Annotated in this window: 15 protein-coding genes and 2 rRNA genes (1 of these 17 running past the window's edge); 4 read left to right on the top strand and 13 right to left on the bottom strand. The window is 68.9% G+C overall.

Annotation, left to right across the window (positions count from 1 at the left end):
- Together AMYBE_RS0101770 and rrf are read left to right on the top strand one after the other, a co-directional pair.
- Nucleotides 1-1523 (top strand): 23S ribosomal RNA (locus AMYBE_RS0101770); it begins 1602 nt to the left of the window's first position.
- Nucleotides 1524-1611: 88 nt separating this feature from the next.
- A 5S ribosomal RNA gene (rrf, locus tag AMYBE_RS0101775) occupies nt 1612-1728 on the top strand.
- A gap of 974 nt (nt 1729-2702) precedes the next feature.
- Here rrf and AMYBE_RS0101780 read toward each other — a convergent pair.
- From AMYBE_RS0101780 to AMYBE_RS0101805, 6 genes are all read right to left on the bottom strand, one after another.
- Nucleotides 2703-3902, bottom strand: a complete 1200-nt coding sequence (locus tag AMYBE_RS0101780) for a L,D-transpeptidase family protein (RefSeq protein WP_027927283.1) — start codon at nt 3900-3902, stop codon at nt 2703-2705.
- A gap of 524 nt (nt 3903-4426) precedes the next feature.
- Nucleotides 4427-5305 carry a patatin-like phospholipase family protein gene (locus tag AMYBE_RS0101785; protein WP_020657611.1) on the bottom strand — a complete coding sequence of 293 codons (879 nt, stop codon included), beginning with the start codon at nt 5303-5305 and terminating at the stop codon, nt 4427-4429.
- A gap of 42 nt (nt 5306-5347) precedes the next feature.
- Nucleotides 5348-5974, bottom strand: a complete 627-nt coding sequence (locus AMYBE_RS0101790) for a DedA family protein (protein WP_020657612.1) — start codon at nt 5972-5974, stop codon at nt 5348-5350.
- Between the two features lie 88 nt (nt 5975-6062).
- Nucleotides 6063-7064, bottom strand: a complete 1002-nt coding sequence (gene lipA / locus AMYBE_RS0101795) for a lipoyl synthase (RefSeq protein ID WP_027927284.1) — start codon at nt 7062-7064, stop codon at nt 6063-6065.
- A 127-nt stretch (nt 7065-7191) separates the two neighbouring features.
- Nucleotides 7192-8142: an oxidoreductase gene (locus tag AMYBE_RS0101800; RefSeq protein WP_020657614.1), complete on the bottom strand. Its 951-nt coding sequence runs from the start codon at nt 8140-8142 to the stop codon at nt 7192-7194.
- Nucleotides 8143-8154: 12 nt separating this feature from the next.
- A complete protein-coding gene (locus AMYBE_RS0101805) occupies nt 8155-8676 on the bottom strand; it encodes a hypothetical protein (protein ID WP_020657615.1) in 522 nt (173 codons plus the stop codon).
- Nucleotides 8677-8809: 133 nt separating this feature from the next.
- On the opposite strand from AMYBE_RS0101805, the gene AMYBE_RS0101810 reads away from it, so the two are divergent.
- Nucleotides 8810-9427 (top strand): TetR/AcrR family transcriptional regulator, encoded by a 618-nt coding sequence (locus AMYBE_RS0101810; protein ID WP_027927285.1) that lies wholly within the window; start codon nt 8810-8812, stop codon nt 9425-9427.
- A gap of 25 nt (nt 9428-9452) precedes the next feature.
- Nucleotides 9453-10388, top strand: a complete 936-nt coding sequence (locus tag AMYBE_RS0101815; protein ID WP_020657617.1) for an LLM class F420-dependent oxidoreductase — start codon at nt 9453-9455, stop codon at nt 10386-10388.
- A 77-nt stretch (nt 10389-10465) separates the two neighbouring features.
- Here the strand turns inward: AMYBE_RS0101815 and lipB are convergent, their stop codons facing one another.
- The 7 genes from lipB to lpdA form a co-directional block, all read right to left on the bottom strand.
- Nucleotides 10466-11209, bottom strand: a complete 744-nt coding sequence (lipB, locus tag AMYBE_RS0101820) for a lipoyl(octanoyl) transferase LipB (RefSeq protein ID WP_027927286.1) — start codon at nt 11207-11209, stop codon at nt 10466-10468.
- The gene (locus tag AMYBE_RS0101825; protein WP_154676443.1) at nt 11206-11829 is read right to left on the bottom strand and encodes a phosphatase PAP2 family protein; all 624 of its coding nucleotides are present in this window, start codon (nt 11827-11829) and stop codon (nt 11206-11208) included. Before AMYBE_RS0101825 ends, lipB begins: the two co-directional genes overlap by 4 nt.
- A gap of 2 nt (nt 11830-11831) precedes the next feature.
- Nucleotides 11832-12710 (bottom strand): TIGR01777 family oxidoreductase, encoded by an 879-nt coding sequence (locus AMYBE_RS0101830; protein WP_020657620.1) that lies wholly within the window; start codon nt 12708-12710, stop codon nt 11832-11834.
- Between the two features lie 15 nt (nt 12711-12725).
- On the bottom strand, nt 12726-13211 hold the full coding sequence (locus tag AMYBE_RS0101835) for an ArsR/SmtB family transcription factor (RefSeq protein ID WP_020657621.1): 486 nt from the start codon (nt 13209-13211) through the stop codon (nt 12726-12728).
- Between the two features lie 5 nt (nt 13212-13216).
- Nucleotides 13217-14323 (bottom strand): serine hydrolase, encoded by a 1107-nt coding sequence (locus AMYBE_RS0101840; RefSeq protein ID WP_020657622.1) that lies wholly within the window; start codon nt 14321-14323, stop codon nt 13217-13219.
- A gap of 101 nt (nt 14324-14424) precedes the next feature.
- Nucleotides 14425-16221, bottom strand: a complete 1797-nt coding sequence (gene sucB / locus AMYBE_RS0101845) for a 2-oxoglutarate dehydrogenase, E2 component, dihydrolipoamide succinyltransferase (protein WP_020657623.1) — start codon at nt 16219-16221, stop codon at nt 14425-14427.
- A 55-nt stretch (nt 16222-16276) separates the two neighbouring features.
- On the bottom strand, nt 16277-17650 hold the full coding sequence (gene lpdA, locus AMYBE_RS0101850) for a dihydrolipoyl dehydrogenase (protein ID WP_020657624.1): 1374 nt from the start codon (nt 17648-17650) through the stop codon (nt 16277-16279).
- Between the last annotated feature and the right edge of the window lie 30 nt (nt 17651-17680).

Below are 17680 nucleotides of genomic sequence, written 5' to 3' on the forward strand. Positions count from 1 at the left end.
GTGTGGAGCGTGGGACCTGATTCCGTAGTAGTCAAGCGATGGGGTGACGCAGGAAGGCAGCTCCGCCAGTGAGTGGTAGTACTGGTGTAAGCGTGTAGGCCGNCAGGTAGGCAAATCCGCCTGGCACTAGGCTGAGACGTGATGCGTAGCCGTTTGAGGTGAAGCGAGTGATCCTATGCTGTCGAGAAAAGCCTCTAGTGAGTGCATGCACGGCCCGTACCCCAAACCAACACAGGTGGTCAGGTAGAGAATACCAAGGCGATCGGGTGAACTGTGGTTAAGGAACTCGGCAAAATGCCCCCGTAACTTCGGGAGAAGGGGGGCCAAGCGCGGTGATACCCCTTTGCGGGTGGAGCTGTGGTTGGCCGCAGAGACCAGCGGAAAGCGACTGTTTACTAAAAACACAGGTCCATGCGAAGTCGCAAGACGATGTATATGGACTGACGCCTGCCCGGTGCTGGAACGTTAAGAGGACCGGTTAACTCCTTCGGGGGTGAAGCTGAGAATTTAAGCGCCAGTAAACGGCGGTGGTAACTATAACCATCCTAAGGTAGCGAAATTCCTTGTCGGGTAAGTTCCGACCTGCACGAATGGCGTAACGACTTTCCGGCTGTCTCGACCACAGGCCCGGCGAAATTGCATTACGAGTAAAGATGCTCGTTACGCGCGGCAGGACGGAAAGACCCCGGGACCTTTACTATAGTTTGGTATTGGTTTTCGGTTCGGCTTGTGTAGGATAGGTGGGAGACTGTGAAGCTCGGACGCTAGTTCGGGTGGAGTCGTTGTTGAAATACCACTCTGGTCGGATTGGGAATCTGAACCTCGGACCGTGATCCGGTTCAGGGACAGTGCCTGATGGGTAGTTTAACTGGGGCGGTTGCCTCCTAAAGAGTAACGGAGGCGCCCAAAGGTTCCCTCAGCCTGGTTGGCAATCAGGTGTCGAGTGCAAGTGCACAAGGGAGCTTGACTGTGAGACAGACATGTCGAGCAGGGACGAAAGTCGGGACTAGTGATCCGGCACCTCCTGGTGGAAGGGGTGTCGCTCAACGGATAAAAGGTACCCCGGGGATAACAGGCTGATCTTGCCCAAGAGTCCATATCGACGGCATGGTTTGGCACCTCGATGTCGGCTCGTCGCATCCTGGGGCCGGAGTAGGTCCCAAGGGTTGGGCTGTTCGCCCATTAAAGCGGCACGCGAGCTGGGTTTAGAACGTCGTGAGACAGTTCGGTCCCTATCCGCCGCGCGCGCAGGATACTTGAGGAAGGCTGTCCCTAGTACGAGAGGACCGGGACGGACGGACCTCTGGTGTGCCAGTTGTCACGCCAGTGGCATGGCTGGTTGGCTATGTTCGGAAGGGATAACCGCTGAAGGCATCTAAGCGGGAAGCCTGTTCCAAGATGAGGTATCCCACCCCTTTGTGGGTTAAGGCCCCCAAGAGACGATTGGGTTGATAGGCCAGAGATGGAAGCACAGTAATGTGTTGTCGAGTCGACTGGTACTAATAGGCCGAGGACTTGCCTACGAAGATGTTGCGCATCCACTCTACGGTTCTGAAACACCACACCGGCTGCCGCCCTGAGGGGTGGCGGGTGTGTGTTGTTTCGGAGTGTTTCGGTGGTTTTAGCGTCAGGGAAACGCCCGGTCCCATTCCGAACCCGGAAGCTAAGCCTGATTGCGCCGATGGTACTGCAACCGAAGGGTTGTGGGAGAGTAGGACACCGCCGAACTCAACCAGAGACTGGGCCCCGGTCGAGAACCCCACAGGTTCTCCCGGGGCCCAGCCCTTTTTCATGTCCGGACACGGCCGGTCCCGCGGAACCGGCCGTGTTCGGGACCGCAGCCGCGGCCTCGCATCCACGCGACAGCCGTCGCGACCGTCAGCGCTCGTCGCCGGCGGGGGAGCGGAACCCCGGCGGTGCAAGCCCGGCGACGCGGGCGGCACCAGCCACCCCGCGCCGCCGCCCGGCCGCACGAACCCGACCGGCACCGCCGCCCGACAGCACGAACCCGGACGGGCACCGCTGCCCGACACCGCGAACCCGACCGGCACCGCTGCCCGACAGCGCGAACCCGGACGGGCACCGCGGCCGGACAGCGCGAACCCAGACGGGCACCGCTGCCGGACAGCGCGAACCCGGCAGGCCGCCGCCGCCCGACAGCACGGACCCGACCTGCAACGACCGGGATCATCCAGCCGGCACCACTCCCGCACCCCGAAGAAAAACCAGGCCCGGCCCCACAGGGGACCGGGCCTTCGTCATATGGCCGGGCGCGGCTCGTGACCGGGGACCTAGCCGGAGACAACCGGAGACAACGGGGACCTGCTCGGAGACCCAGACCGAGACCGAGACCGAGAGCGGCCGAATACTCCTCCGCTACGCCGCTCTCCGGAACGGCCCGGGGATCCGCATCGCCCTGAGATTGACTAGTCACCTGCGGGCCGTGCGGCCTGCGCGTTGTAACAAGACCCGGCGTCGGTCGTGCTTGTCCGCCCCCGCAGCCGCACTTGCTTCCGAACGAACCACCGCTGCCCGTCTCGCTCGCGGCTCACTCCCGGTTGAGGCTGGCTGCGTGCCCACTCACCACGGGAGAACCCCGTTCGCGAAGCGACAGCGACAAAAAAGGTGCCGGAGCACGAAGCTCCGGCACCCTTTCCGATCCGAACCCGGTCCGCATCCCGGCGCTGGGCCGGGCGGGAGACTTACTGGGCCGAGCCCTTCTGCCAGTCGGCCCACGACTTGGACCAGTCGCCGTAAAGGTCCCAGACCGGGAGCTGCGGGCCGCCCGAGTTGGTCACCTCCACGACGTCTCCGAGTCCGAAGTTCTGGAAGAACCACTGGGCGTTGTCGGCGTTCAGGTTGATGCAGCCGTGCGAGACGTTCGAGTTGCCCTGCTGTCCGACGCTGTTCGGGTTCTCGTGGACGAACTCACCGTCGTTCGAGATGCGCTCGGACCACTTCTCGTTCGAGCGGTACGCCTTCGGGTCCGGCGGGCAGACGCCGTACGTGCAGGAGTCCATCGTGTAGTTCGCCTGCTTGTCGGAGATGACGTGCGGGCCGAGGTGCGTCGGGGTGGAGTCCTTGCCCATCGAGATCGGCATGGACTTCACCATCGAGCCGTTGTGGAAGATCTGCATCTGTTCGCTGTTGCCGTCGGCCTTCGCGATCCACGAATCGTGCACCTTGTACGTTTCGGTGCGATCGTCCGATCCGTAGACGCCGTTGCCGAAGTCGACGCCGTAGATCTTCGCGGTCACGGTGAGCGTGGTGCCCGGCTTCCAGTATTCCTTCGGCCGGTAGTGGACGTTCTTGTCGTCCATCCAGTACCAGCTGCCTTCCTGCTTCGGCGAGGACTCGACGGTGAGCGCCTTCTCCACCGCCGCCTTGTTCTTCACCGGGACGCCGAAGCTGAACACGATCGGCTGGCCCACGCCGACGCCGGTGGCCTTGACCGCGCCCGGAGCCGGGATCAGGTTCGCGTTCGCCTGCTTCGTCGGCGTCAGCGTGGTGACCTGGCTGGTCTTCTCGACCGGCTTGCCGTCCGCGCCCTGGGCGTCGGCCTTCACCTGATACGTGCCGCCGTAGCCGAGCACCTCGGTGGAGGTCCAGCTGAGCTTGTCCGAGGAGAACTCGCCGGCGACCGTCTTGCCCTTGGCGCTCGTGACGGTGACCGCGGTGAGCTTCCCGTTCGCCGCCTTCACGACGATCGGCGTGCTCGGGCTGATCCCGGACGCGTTGGCCGGCTCGATCGACACCGATGCGGGCGTCGCGGCCTGGCTCGACCCGTCCGCCGCGCCCGGCGCGGCGGGGCTGCCGCCGCCGTCCCCGGAGGAACAGGCCGAAAGCAGCAGGGTCGCCGCGAGAATTCCGGCGACCGGAAAGAAAGTCTTCTTCGGGAACATTATGTCTCTTTTGTGAGTATTGCGGACCGGCAGGGTTCAACTGCAAAACTACGCGATAGGGAAGACGCTCCGACTGGCGGATGGGTGCATTGGGGTGACGTGGATCACCATTCTCGATTTCGGCGACCGGCGGATGAACGCGCATCGTGCCGAAGTGCGGTAATGCCGAGTGCGGATGAGCGAAGCGGAGTTTGGCGAGGTGAATCGGGGCGAATGGCGGGGGCTCCGGTTGCGGTGGGGGCGGCTGAGTGGTCGGGGCGCGGATGGAGTTCGACGAGGTTGGCCGGTGCGGTGTGCGGGCGGGCGAGTCCAACCGGACGAGACGGCGCGGACTTGACGGGTGAACCAGCCGGGCGCGGCAGCGGACGGTAGTCGGTGCACCTCGGCCAGGTCGGGGAAGCACAGGCCGGAAGCGGTCGCGGACGAGTGCGCCGGTCGGGCAGAAGCGAGGCAAAGCGGCGCAGGTCAGCGGAAAGCCAGGGCGCCACCGCATTCAGTCCACTGACCCGAACCCGAGCGGAGGCTCAATTGTCGACAGGCCGCAACAATCCGGGCGCACCGTACAAGCCCGGACCGTCCACGGAGAGCTCCTTCAAATGCCCCCTGGCCGACTCGTACGCCTGCGCGGCCAATTCGTCGGTGCGGGTGAAGTCCAATGGGCTCACCTGCACTGGAGCCGGTCCGGGCAGGTAGACCACCGGGACCCTCTTCGCGGCCGCCGGCGCTTCCAGCACCGCCTGATTCCGCATGCTGATCATCGCGGTGAACATCATCACCTCGGCGAACGTCCGGGGCGCGCCGGGCATTTTGCCGGGGAACGCGCAGTCCAGGACCACCAGTGAGCGCGCGCCCATCTGCAGCGCCTGTCGCATCGGCACGTTCGCGACCAGGCCGCCGTCGTAAAGCAGCTTGTCCTCGTGCGGGACTGGCGGGTAAATGCCGGGGATCGCGCAGCTCGCGAGCAGCGGGGCTTGCAGCGGGCCGGATCGCAGCAAAACCGGTTCGGCGGTGTCCACGTCGGTGGTGACCACGCCCAGCGGCAGCGCCAGGTCCTCGAATCGGCAGCCGAGACCCAGGTGGTCGTCGATGATTTTCGCCAGGCCGGTGTTCGGGAAGAGGTGGGTTTTGCTGTGCCGCAGCGTCCGGACCTGGCTGAAGACTCCGCCTGGGAACGCTTCGGCCTTGGTCATGTGTGCCCAGATGCGGCGGAGCCGAGTCAGCCGGTCGTCGCCGGGCAAGGCCAGCACCGCTGCGTTCAGCGAGCCGACGGACGTGCCGACCACCAGGTCCGGGGTCAGACCCGCCTCGTCCAGCGCTTGCAGCATGCCGACTTGCAGCGCTCCGAGACTGCCGCCGCCGCCCAGGACGAAAGCGGTCGGCTTCGGGAGATCTAGTGCCTGCATAGCTCGAATCTAGTGAGCGGATCCGTTCCCAGGAGGGTGAGATCAGTCCCGGACGCCGAGGGTCTTCCGTTTCTTCAGCCGCAGCAAGAAGAACACCAGCACGCCGACGATCACCGCCGCGACCACCAGGAATCCGGTGTTCATCGCGCTTTCCACCTTCTTGGCCGCTTCCCCGAGCGCCGCGCCGAGGCTGAGGTGCACCAGCGACCAGCAAAGCGCCCCGGCTGTGGTCGCGGGCAGGAACTTCCGGAACGGCAGGTTCGACGCTCCGGCGGCGGCCGGCGTCAGCGTGCGCAGCACCGGCAGGAATCGGGCGAAGAAGACCGCCCACGCGCCTCGCCGTTCCAGTACGCCGGTGGCGCGGTCCCAGGCCTCCAGGCCGTACTTGCGGACCAGCTTCGTCTCCCGCAATCTCGGCCCGAACTTGCGGCCGAGCGCGTACCCGACCGAATCGCCCAGTGCGGCGCACGCCGTCACGACGACCCAGAGGGTCAGGAAGCGGGGCATGGACGTCGCCGTTGTCGCCGCGATCAGCAATCCCGACTCGCCAGGAGCGACGAAGCCCAGCCCGATCGTGCATTCGGCGAAGACGAGTCCGCCGGCCGCCGCTACCAGTCCCGGCTGAGGGAGTGCCTGCAGCCAGTCGAGAAGATCCGTTACCAAAGCCACAACTGCACTTTACTGACTCTTTGGAATCGGCTGCCACCTCCGGAAACGACGAAGGGCCCCCGATGGGGGCCCTTCGGTACGGGTGGGTTCAGCGAGACAGCAGGCTGCTGGCTTCTTGTGCCGCTGGTCCTTCGGCGGTCAGGTGGGCCAGGTTCTCCGGCAGTTCCTCGCCCCGGTGCGCCTTCGTCTGCGCGTACAACCGGCCCGCCCGATACGACGACCGCACCAACGGACCCGCCATCACCCCCGGGAACCCGATCGCCTCCGCGGTCTTCGCATGCTCCACGAACTCCTCCGGCTTCACCCAGCGGTCCACCGGATGATGCCGCGGCGAGGGCCGCAAATACTGCGTGATCGTGACGATCTCGCACCCCGCGTCGAACAACTCCCGCAACGCGACACCGACCTCGTCCGGAGTCTCCCCCATCCCCAGAATCAGGTTCGACTTCGTCACCAGCCCCGCCGCCCGCGCCCGCGTGATCACCTCCAGCGACCGCGCATACCGGAACCCCGGACGGATCCGCTTGAAAACCCGCGGCACCGTCTCCACGTTGTGCGCCAACACCTCCGGACCCGACCCGAACACCTCAGCCAGCCGACCCTGCTCCGCATTGAAATCCGGGATCAGCAGCTCCACACCCGTGCCCGGGTTCAACTCGTGGATCCGGCGCACCGTCTCCGCATACAGCCACGCACCACCGTCGGCCAGATCGTCCCGAGCCACCCCCGTGACCGTCGAGTACCGCAACCCCATCGCCCGCACCGACTCCGCGACCTTCCGCGGCTCCGCGCGGTCCAACGCCGCCGGCTTGCCCGTGTCGATCTGACAGAAATCACACCGCCGCGTGCACTGATCCCCACCGATCAAAAACGTCGCTTCCCGATCCTCCCAACACTCGTAAATGTTGGGACACCCCGCTTCCTCGCAAACCGTGTGCAGACCCTCCCGCTTCACCAAACCCTTCAGCTCAGTGAACTCCGGCCCCATCCGCACCCGCGTCTTGATCCACGACGGCTTCTTCTCAATCGGCGTCTCACTGTTGCGAACCTCAAGCCGCAACAGTTTGCGCCCTTCCGGCGAAGCACTCACGGGCTCCACCCTACGCCGGGGGTTTCCGGCGAGCTGATCGTCGGCGCCGCCGTGCCGGGAGGTCCTGGATCCGCGGCACCGGACCGCACGGATCGGTCGCGGGCGGGTTGACGATCGGCGCGGGTCGTCAGCTCGGGTCGGGCGTGACCTTGGTCAGTTCCGCGGTCAGGTCCCACAGCCCGGCTCCGGCGTGCGGGTCCCGGGCCGCGGCGAGCGTCCGCACCTTGGTCGGCTGGCCGCGCATTCCGAAGAACCGGTCCGGTCCGATGTAGTCGCCGCCCTCGACGTCCGGTGCGGTCGCCGCGTACAGCTGCGGCAGCGCGCCGAACTCGACGCGCTGGGCGAACAACATCCCGCCCAGCTTGCCGGTTTCCCGAATCACTCCGCGGACGAGCGCGTTCTGGTACGAGCTGGCCATGTTGGCCGTCAACCCAGTCGAGCTGTACCCGGGATGCGCGAGCACGCTCAGCACGGTCGAGCCCTCCGCGCGCAGGCGGCGGTCCAGTTCGATGCCGAAGATCTGGTTGGCCAGCTTCGCCTGGCCGTATGCGGCGCTCGGGTGGTATCGGCGGTGTTCGGCGTTCGGGTCGGCCAAGTGCAGCCGCGCGCCGGTCGCGGCGAGGCTCGACAGCGTCACCACGCGAGCCGCCGGCGCGCCGCGCAGGGCGGGCATCAGCAACCAGGTGAGTGCCGCGTGGCCGAGGTGGTTGGTGCCGAACTGCAGTTCGAAGCCGTCGGCGGTGCGGCCGTGCGCGGTCGCCATCACGCCGGCGTTGTTCATGAGCACGTCCAGCGCGTCGCCAGTCAGCTCACGCACCTTCGCGGCCGCGGAGCGGACCGACGCCAGATCGGCGAGGTCCAGCTGGACGAGCACTGGCTCGGGGCCCGACGCGGACTCGCGGACGGAGTCGAGGGCGGCCGCTCCGCGTTCCGGCGAGCGGCAGCCGAGCAGGACCCGGCAGCCGCGGGCGGCGAGAACGCCTGCCGAACGCAGGCCGAGGCCGGAATTCGCGCCAGTGATCAAGACGGTGCGGCCGCTTTGGACGGCGATCCGGTCCTCGGTCCAGCGTTCGCTCATCGGGTCAGCTAATCACGCGCTGGGCGCGAGCAGGCGCAAGAGATGCCCGACGGGGCCGCGTCGGCGTGCCGGAGCGGCGTCGCCGGCCCGCAGCAGGGCCTCCAGTGCCCGGCCGACCTTGACGATCTCGTCGGCCGGTTCGTGCGGCTCGGCGAGGCCGGCGGTCAGCGCCAGCGTGTGCAATTCGATACGGTGCAACGGTTCCAGGGCCGGGCAGCGCGTCAGCGCGCCGTCCAGGACTGCCCGGAGGTCTTCGTGGTCGTGCTGCGCTTGCCGCCATGCCCGGGTGACGGCGTCGACCTGGTCGCCCGCGTCGTCGGCTTCGTCGGGATCGGCGAACTCGGCGCGCAGGTAGCCGCTAAGCAGCTGTGACCACTTGTACTGCAACGCCAGCAGCAGGTTCTCTTCGGTGCCGAACTCGTCGGCGGCACCCGGGATTTCGTCCAGTTCCAACGGCGCATCGGGAGCGCGGCGGGCCTGGCGGACAGTGGCCTCGAGGATCTCTCGGCGCCGGTAGAAGTCGGTCCAGCTCATGATGTGGCTCCCCTTCCGTGATCCGGGCCATACTGCCGGTCTGCGGCATACTCCCGGTACGGACCTGACGGGGTCCAACATACCACGGGTACGGTCCGGCGGGGCCCGGCGTAAGGTTGTGAGCGTGCCGACAATGAGGTCCCGACGACTCGACTACTCCGAGTCGACCCGATCCGCCCTGGTGGACAGCGCGGTCGAACTGTTCACCAAACGCGGATACGCGGGCACGTCGCTCGACGAGGTCGCCAAGCGTGCCCGGGTCACGAAAGGCGCGCTGTACCACCATTTCAGTGGCAAACAGGCGTTGTTCGAAGCCGCGTTCGAGCAAGTGGAAAGCCTGGTCTACGACCGGTTGCACACCATCATGACCGGACAGGGCGCGCCGTGGGAGCGGGCGATGAGCGGGCTGCAGGCGTTCATCCGCAGCTGCCTCGACCCGTCGTACCAGCGGATCGCCATCCACGAAGGCCCGGTGGTGATGGGCTGGGAACGCTGGCGCGAGGCCGAGGAGCGCTCCAGCTTCGGGCTCGTCCGGTCCGGCCTGCAACTGCTCGTGGACGCGGGCGAGGTGGAGCCGGTGCCGGTCGACCTGACCGCCCGGCTGCTGTTCGGCGCCCTGTCGAGCGCGGCCACCGAAATCGCCGGCGCGCCCGACCCGAAGAAGGTCGGGGCCGAGATCGAGGACGTCATCACGCGGATGCTGACGCGGCTGCGCCGGCCGGGCCAGCAGGAGCAGCCCGCCGCGGGGTGATCGCGACGCGGTTAGGCTGGCGGCCATGGACTTGAGGATCTTCACCGAGCCCCAGCAGGGCGCGAGCTACGACGACCTGCTGCGAGTCGCGCGGGCCACCGAAGCCGCCGGATATGACGCGTTCTTCCGCAGCGACCACTACCTCAAGATGGGCGACGCGGACGGCCTGCCCGGCCCCACCGACGCCTGGATCACCCTGGCCGGCCTGGCCCGCGAAACCGAGCGGATCCGGTTGGGCACTTTGGTCACCGCGGCCACGTTCCGCCACCCCGGCCCGCTCGCGATCTCAGTCGCGCAGGTGGACCAGATGTCCGGTGGCCGCGTGGAATTCGGTCTGGGCTCCGGCTGGTACGACGACGAGCACGCGGCGTACGGCCTCACCCTGCCGCCGCTGAAGGAACGCTTCGACCGCTACGCCGAACAGCTCGCGGTGATCACCGGCCTGTGGCGCGCGCCGGCCGGCGAAACATTCTCTTACGCCGGCGAGTACTACACCCTGACCGATTCGCCCGCCCTGCCGAAGCCCGCCCAGTCGCCGGCCCCGCCGGTCATCATCGGCGGCGGCGGCAAGAAGCGCACCCCCGCGCTGGCCGCCGAGTACGCGGACGAGTTCAATCTCCCGTTCGTGGACGCCCAGTTCGCCCGCGAACAGTTCGAACGCGTCGATGCCGCCGCCGAGGCCATCGGCCGCGACCCGAAGGAGATCCTCCGCTCGGTCGCCCTCGTGGTCGCGGCCGGACGGGACGACGCCGAAGTGTCGCGCCGTGCCGCGAAGATCGGCCGGGAACCGGCGGAACTGCGTGCGAACGGCCTGGCCGGCACCGCCGCGGAGGTCGTCGACCGGATCGGGCAGTGGCGGGAGAAGACCGGGATCACCCGGCTGTACCTGCAGTTGCTGGATCTTTCCGACCTGGACCAGATCGAGTTCGTCGCGGCCGAGGTCGCGCCGCAGCTGGACTGACCCCCCGGCCAAGTGCTGTGAAGGGAACATTGAGGGACTCTGAGTCCCTCAATGTTCCCTTCACGGACAGCAGGTGGTCAGTTCTGCAGGGCGAACGTCACGCCGGGGGCCTGGGGCGCCTCCGGGCGCGGCAGCCAGCGGTCGTCGCTCACCGGCAGTTCGCCTTCCAGCGCCGCCAGCACCAGTTCCCGCGTCAGCGGCAGCACTTCCGCCACCGGGACATCCCGCTGCAGCTCGTACGACAGCGACGTGACCCCGGCGTCCCGGATCCCGCACGGCACGATGTTGTCGAACGCCGACAGGTCCGCGTTGCAGTTCAGCTCGAACCCGTGCATGGTGACCCCGCGCTGCACCCGGATCCCGATAGCGGCGATCTTCCGCTCGATCCCGCGTTCGTCCGCCGGGATCCACACCCCGCTGCGCCCCTCGACGCGACCGGTCCGCACGCCGAACCGGTCGCACACCGCGATCAGCGCCTCTTCCAGCCGGCGCACGTAATGCATCACGTCGATCGGGTCGTCCAGCTTCAGGATCGGGTACCCGACGAGCTGGCCCGGCCCGTGCCAGGTGATCTTCCCGCCGCGGTCGACGTCGATCACCGGCGTCCCGTCGGCGGGCCGGTCCTCCGGCTCGGTGCGCTTGCCCGCGGTGTAGACCGACGGGTGCTCCAGCAGCAGCATGGTGTCCGGTCCGGCGTCGTCCGCCCGAGCGGTGAGGATCTCCCGCTGAAGCTCCCACGCCTCGGAATAGGCGATGGTGCCGAGCTCGCGCACGGCGACGGGTTCAGCGGTGGCACGGCAGCTAGCGTTAGCAGAACTCACCCGTCGAGGCTACGCCTTTCCCCCGCGGGGAAGGGCAGCAACCGCAGTGCCGTCGCCGACACCAGGCCCACGCCCACCACCGCGAGCACCGCACCGACCGTGTCGGTCACCCAGTGCACGCCGAGCACCACCCGGAACACCGCGGACAGCACCGTCGCCAGTGCCGAACCCCAGGCTGCCCACCGGGTCAGCCGCGGCCGTAGCCAAGCACAGAGCAGCACCAGCACCAGGCCGGTGGCGGCCACGGAAACCACGTGCCCGCTCGGATAACTCAGGTCCGGGTACGCCCGGGGCCGCTGCCGTTCGAACACCGGCTTGAACACCACACTCGTCAACCGGCACAGCACCAGCACGGCAGCCAGCCGCGCGCACAGCGATAGCCGCGACCGGTCGCGCAGCACGAGCACCAGCAGCACCACGGCCAGCACATACGGCAGCACCGGCCCGAAGGCGTTCGTCAGGATTCCCGCGACCCGTCCGGCCGGCTGTGTGTCCTGGCCGCGCAATGCCGTGGCGACTTCGAGGTCGAGCTGCAGCGGCTGCCGGTCCACCAGCAGACCGAGCCAGACGAACGCGCCGAACAGCACCACCCCGGTGACCGCCCACCGGACACGCGGCATCGTCACGTCGCCGCGGCCAGCGCGCTGTCGACCGTACGGTGGCGGAACTCGTAGCCGCTGCGCTCCAACGCTCGCGGCACCGCCCGCTGCCCGAACAACGCCATCTCCTCGGCGGCTTGACCGAGCGCGATCTTCATCGCGATCTCCGGCACCCACCACGGCGCGGGCCGGTGCACGGCACGGGCGAGCGCGCGGGTGAACTCCGCGTTCGTGACCGGGATCGGGCCGGTGAGATTGACCGGGCCGGAGAGGGTGTCATGCTCCAGAATGTGCTGCAGCGCGCCGATTTCGTCCTCCAGCGCGATCCACGGCATGAACTGGCTGCCGTTGCCGAGCCGGCCGCCGAGCGCGAACCGGAACAGCGGGCGCAGCACATCCAGCAGCCCGCCTTTCTGAGCCAGGACCAGGCCGGTGCGCGCGCAAACCACTCGCGCGCCGGACGCGGCGGCCGTCGCGCCTTCCCACGCGACGCACATCTCGGCAAGGAAACCCTTGCCCGCGCTGGCGTTCTCGTCCACCACCGCGGACCCGGTGTTGCCGTAGTAGCCGACCGCGGACGCGTTCACCAGCACGCTGACGCCGTGCTCGGCCACCGCCTCGGCGAGCACCTCGGTCGGCTCGATCCGGCTGTCCAGCAGCTGCTGCTTGCGCATCCCGCTCCATCGGCCGGGCAGAAGCGGCGCACCGCACAGGTTCACCACCGCGTCGACCCCGTCGAACGCGCCGTCGTCGATGCGCCCGGACGGCGGATCCCAGCCCCGCTCGTCCTCGGTCCGTGCCGTCCGCCGCACCAGACGGCGTACGTCGTGGCCGGATTCGCGCAGCCGTTCGGTCAGCGCGCCGCCGATGAGCCCGCCCGAGCCCGCGATGAGTACCCGCATGCCTCTGATCGTGTCCTATCGCCCCGGCTCGTGCACAGCCGGGCGGAGCTGACCGGCGATGTCGGCCGCGGCGGTCAGGAGCACCAGCGCGGGAATCGCGGCGGTCGGCTTCAGCCGGTAGCTGCCGCGGCGGTCCTGCTCGACCAGACCGGCCGCGGCGAGCGTCTTCAAGTGGTGGTAGAGCCGGCCGGGCGAGCTGAGCTCGGCGGCTTCCTGCAAGGCGGCCCCAGTCTGCGCGCCGTCGCGGGCGAGCAGCCGGACCAGCGCGATCCGGTCGGGGTTCGCCAGCGCGGCCAGCACCTCGGCGCGCGGGCCGTCCGGCAGCCCGAGCACGGCAGGCACGGCCAGCCGGATCTGCCAGCTCAGCTCGGGATCAGCCAGCTCGCCCTGATATCCGACGATCCCGCTCGGACCGCCCGGGGCCGGATCGGCGGGGCGCCCCTCCAACGCCGCCATTCGGCTTTCCAGCGCCGCGACGCGCTCGGCGAGGTCTTCGGTCATGCCGCTCAGTGTCCCAGCGCGTACTCCAGCGTGGCGAAGGCGGCTGGTCGGGCCAGCGCGTCGATGCACAGCTGCATCAACACTGGCGCGTGCTGCAGGTCCGCACCGGTGGCGTTCCAGAGCAAGATCGTGCCGCTGCCGGGACGACGGTCCGGCCACTCCACGTCGAATGCGAGCGTCAGCACGCCAGGCAGGCTGCCGCCCTTGTACAGCAAGGCATTCGAACCCGGCGGCTTGCGTGCTGCCAACGGTGCGCCGAGGATCCGCTGCGCGTGGACCGCGGCCCGGTCGCGGCGAGCGGCGACCGCGCGGTGCAGTCCGAACAGTTGCTCTGCGCTGCCTCGGCCCGTCTCCCGCGTCCAGGCGTTCTGCTGCGCTGGGGTCGGGGGATGCGCGGTAAACCGGGGAATGACCTCGGCGCGGAACGACGGGTCGTACGCGAACCGGTTGGACAGCGCATCTCCTGCGGCGCGGCGGATCGAGACGGGGCTGCCCGGAGGCGGGCAGTATTCGGGGAACCCGAGCAGAAGCACTTCTCCGCTGAACATCCGGACGTCAGGCATCGGCCAGCCGCCGCGGGCCGCGGCTCGGCACAGTGCGGCGTCGCCGAGGCGGGCACGCAGGTAGTCGGCGGCGGAGTTGTCGCTGACGAAAATCATCACCTCGGCGATCTTCTCCAGCGGCACCCGCTGGTCCGGGTCCTTCGCGACGGCGTACTCGTCGCACGGAATCCCGAGCAGCTTCAACGCTTGGTAGTGCGCGCCGCCGTCGCCGAGATAGGGGTGGCGGGCGCCCCAATCGCCGACCCGCACCGGTTCGGCGGGGTCGAGCCAGCCTTCGGCTACCGCCGTGGTGTAGGCGAGCAGATGCACCACCTTGATCGCGGACGCGAGCGGCTGCGGTTGGTCTTGCCGGTGGCGCAAGTGGTTGCCGGTGCCGTCGGCGAACATCGCCGCCGCGTCGCCGGGCCGGGCGGCGAGGCGGGCGAGCCAGCCTTCCGGAGTGGATTGGTCCGGTGGGTCGGCCAGTGCAACCGAGGGCAGGACGAGACTGGCGACCCCCGCGGCTGCGACCGACGCGAACAAGCTTCGTCTGGTGAGCACGGGAACCATCGTACTTCGATAATCCGGAATTACGGAATAGTGAAGGCGGACAACGACGACGGCCCCCGCACCGGGTGGGTGCGGGGGCCGTCGGCCGGGGACTACCGGGGTCAGAGACCCAGTTCGTCCTCGAAGTTGCCCTCTTCCAGCCGCTGCTTCACGGTGGTCAGGAAGCGGCCGGCGTCCGCGCCGTCGACCAGGCGGTGGTCGTAGGTCAGCGGCAGGTACGCCATCGACCGGACCGCGATGGTGTCGTTGCCGTCGGCGTCGCTCACCACGACCGGGCGCTTCACGACCGCGCCGGTGCCGAGCATGCCGGACTGCGGCTGCACGATGATCGGCGTGTCGAACAGGGCCCCGTTCGAGCCGATGTTCGTGACCGTGAAGGTGCCGCCGATCAGCTCGTCCGGCTTGATCTTGTTCGCACGAGCCCGCGCCGCCAGGTCGGCGATGCGGTGCGCGAGACCGGCCAGGCTCAGCTCGCCCGCGTCGTGGATCACGACCGACAGCAGACCGCGGTCGGTGTCCACCGCGATGCCCAAGTGCACGGCGCCGTGGTAGGTGATCTCCTTCGTGTCCTCGTTGTAGGACGCGTTGACGTTCGGGTGCTGCTTGAGCGCCTCGACGGTCGCCTTGGCGAAGAACGGCAGGAACGTGAGGTTGACGCCCTCGCGCTCCTTGAACGCCGCCTTCGCGCGCTGGCGCAGCTTGGCGATCTTGGTGACGTCCACCTCGTGCACCTGCGTGAGCTGCGCGGAAACCTGCAGCGACTCGCGGGTCTTGGTGGCGGTGATCTGCCGGATCCGGCTCGCCTTCTGGACGGTGCCGCGCAGTGCGGCCACCTCCGGCGAGACGGCGGCTGCGCTCGGGGCGGCCGGGGCCGCGGCGGCGGCAGGAGCGGCCGGGGCCGCGGCAGCCGGGGCCGGAGCCGCCTTCTGCTTCGCCTCGGCAGCCGCGAGCACGTCCTGCTTGCGGATGCGACCGCCGACGCCGCTGCCGGTCAGCGACGCGAGGTCGATGCCGTGCTCGGTGGCGAGCTTGCGCACCAGCGGGGTGACGTACGGGCCGTCGGCCGAACCGTTGTCCGTCGCGGCGGCCGGAGCGGCCTGGGCGGGCGCGGCCGGAGCCGGGGCAGCGGGGGCCGGCGCCGGAGCGGAGGCCGGAGCCGCCGGGGCGGGAGCCGGAGCCTGCGCTGCCGGAGCCGGGGCAGGCGCGGGCGCCGGTGCGGCCGGGGCCGGTGCGGCCGGGGCCGGAGCCGGGGCGGCGGGCGCGGCAGCCGGGGCGGCGTTCGCGTCGCCGATGACGGCCAGGACGCCGCCGACCTCGACGGTCTCGTCCTCGCCCGCGCGGATCTCCAGCACGGTGCCGGCGACCGGCGACGGGACCTCGGTGTCGACCTTGTCGGTGGAGATCTCGAGCAGCGGCTCGTCCACCTCGACGGTCTCGCCGACCTGCTTGAGCCACCGGGTGACGGTGCCCTCGGTGACGCTCTCGCCCAGCTCGGGCAGCTTCACCTCGGTGCCGGAGCCGGCCGGCGCGGAAGCCGGGGCCGCCGGGGCAGCCGGGGCCGCGGCGGGCTCGGCCGCGGCCGGAGCGGCAGCGGCGGGTTCCGGCGCGGCGGCCGGTTCCGGAGCGGCGGCGGGCGCGGCGGCCGCGGGCACACCGCCGGTGCCGTCGTCGATCACCGCGAGTTCGCCGCCGACCTCGACGGTGTCGTCCTCCTTGGCGCTGATCTTGACGACCGTGCCGGCGACCGGCGACGGTACCTCGGTGTCGACCTTGTCGGTCGAGATCTCGAGCAACGGCTCGTCGACCTCGACCCGGTCGCCTTCCTGCTTCAACCACCGGGTGACGGTGCCCTCGGTGACGCTCTCGCCGAGCTCCGGCAGCGTGACGGAGTAGGCCATTGTTAGCTGGCTCCCTTGATCGCTAAGACGTGGTCTGGATTGTGCTGGTTGCGCGTCAGCTGTGCACGTGCAGCGGCTTGCCCGCGAGAGCGAGGAACGCTTCGCCGAGTGCCTCGGTCTGGGTGGGGTGCGCGTGGATCAGCGGGGCGACGTCCTCCGGGAACGCCTCCCAGCTGTAGATCAGCTGCGCTTCGCCGATCAGCTCGCCGACCCGGTCGCCGACCATGTGCACGCCGACGACGGGGCCGTCCGGGGCCTTCACCAGCTTCACGCCGCCGGAGGTCTTCAGGATCTGGCTCTTGCCGTTGCCGCCGAGGTCGTAGGTGAACGTGGTGACGTCCGAGCCGTACTTCTCCTTGGCCTGCGCCTCGGTCAGGCCGACGGAGGCGACCTCGGGGTGCGAGTAGGTGACGCGCGGGATGCCGCGCTCGTCGATGACCCGCGGGTTCAGCCCGGCGATCTCTTCGGCGACGAAGATGCCCTGCTGGAAGCCGCGGTGCGCGAGCTGCAGGCCCGGCACGATGTCGCCGACCGCGTAGACGTTCGGGAGGTTGGTGCGCAGTCGCTCGTCGGTGATCACGAAGCCGCGGTCGATGGTCACGCCCGCTTCCTCGTAGCCGTGGCCCGCCGAGTTCGGGCCGCGGCCGACGGCGACCAGCAGCAGGTCGGCTTCCAGCGTCTCGCCGGACTCCAGCGACACGGTGACGCCGTTGTCGTCCTGCTTCGCGCCGGTGAACCGGACGCCGGTCTTGAAGGCGATCTTGCGCCGGCGGAACGCGCGCTCGAGCTGCTTGGAGGCGTACTCGTCCTCGTTCGGGACCAGCCGCGGGAGCGCCTCGACCACGGTGACGTCGACCCCGAAGGAGGCCCACACGCTGGCGAACTCCACGCCGATCACGCCGCCGCCGAGCACGACGACCTTCTTCGGCACGTAGTCCAGCGTCAGCGCCTGGTCGCTCGCGATGACGCGGCCGCCGAGCTCGAGGCCGGGCAGCGAGCGCGAGTAAGAACCGGTGGCCAGGATGACGTTCTTGCCGGTGTAGCGGGTGCCTTCGACCTCGACCGTCGTGCCGCCGACGAACCGGCCGGTGCCCTCGACGAGGTTCACCTTGTGCGCCTTGGCGAGGCCCTGCAGGCCCTTGTACAGCCGGGAGACGATCCCGTCCTTGTACTTGTTCACCCCGGCGATGTCGATGCCTTCGAAGGTGGCCTTGACGCCGAACGTCTCGGCGTCGCGGGCCTCGTCGGCGACCTCGGCGGCGTGCAGCAGGGCCTTGGTCGGGATGCAGCCCCGGTGGAGGCAGGTCCCGCCCAGCTTGTCCTTCTCGATCAGCGTGACGGAAAGGCCCAGCTCGGCCGCGCGGAAGGCCGCGGCGTAGCCGCCCGATCCGCCTCCCAGGATCACGAGGTCGGCGGAGGTGTCGCTCACTTCAATAACTCCTCGGCAGCGATAGGGGTG

This window comes from Amycolatopsis benzoatilytica AK 16/65 (genome assembly GCF_000383915.1).
GTDB lineage: Bacteria > Actinomycetota > Actinomycetes > Mycobacteriales > Pseudonocardiaceae > Amycolatopsis > Amycolatopsis benzoatilytica.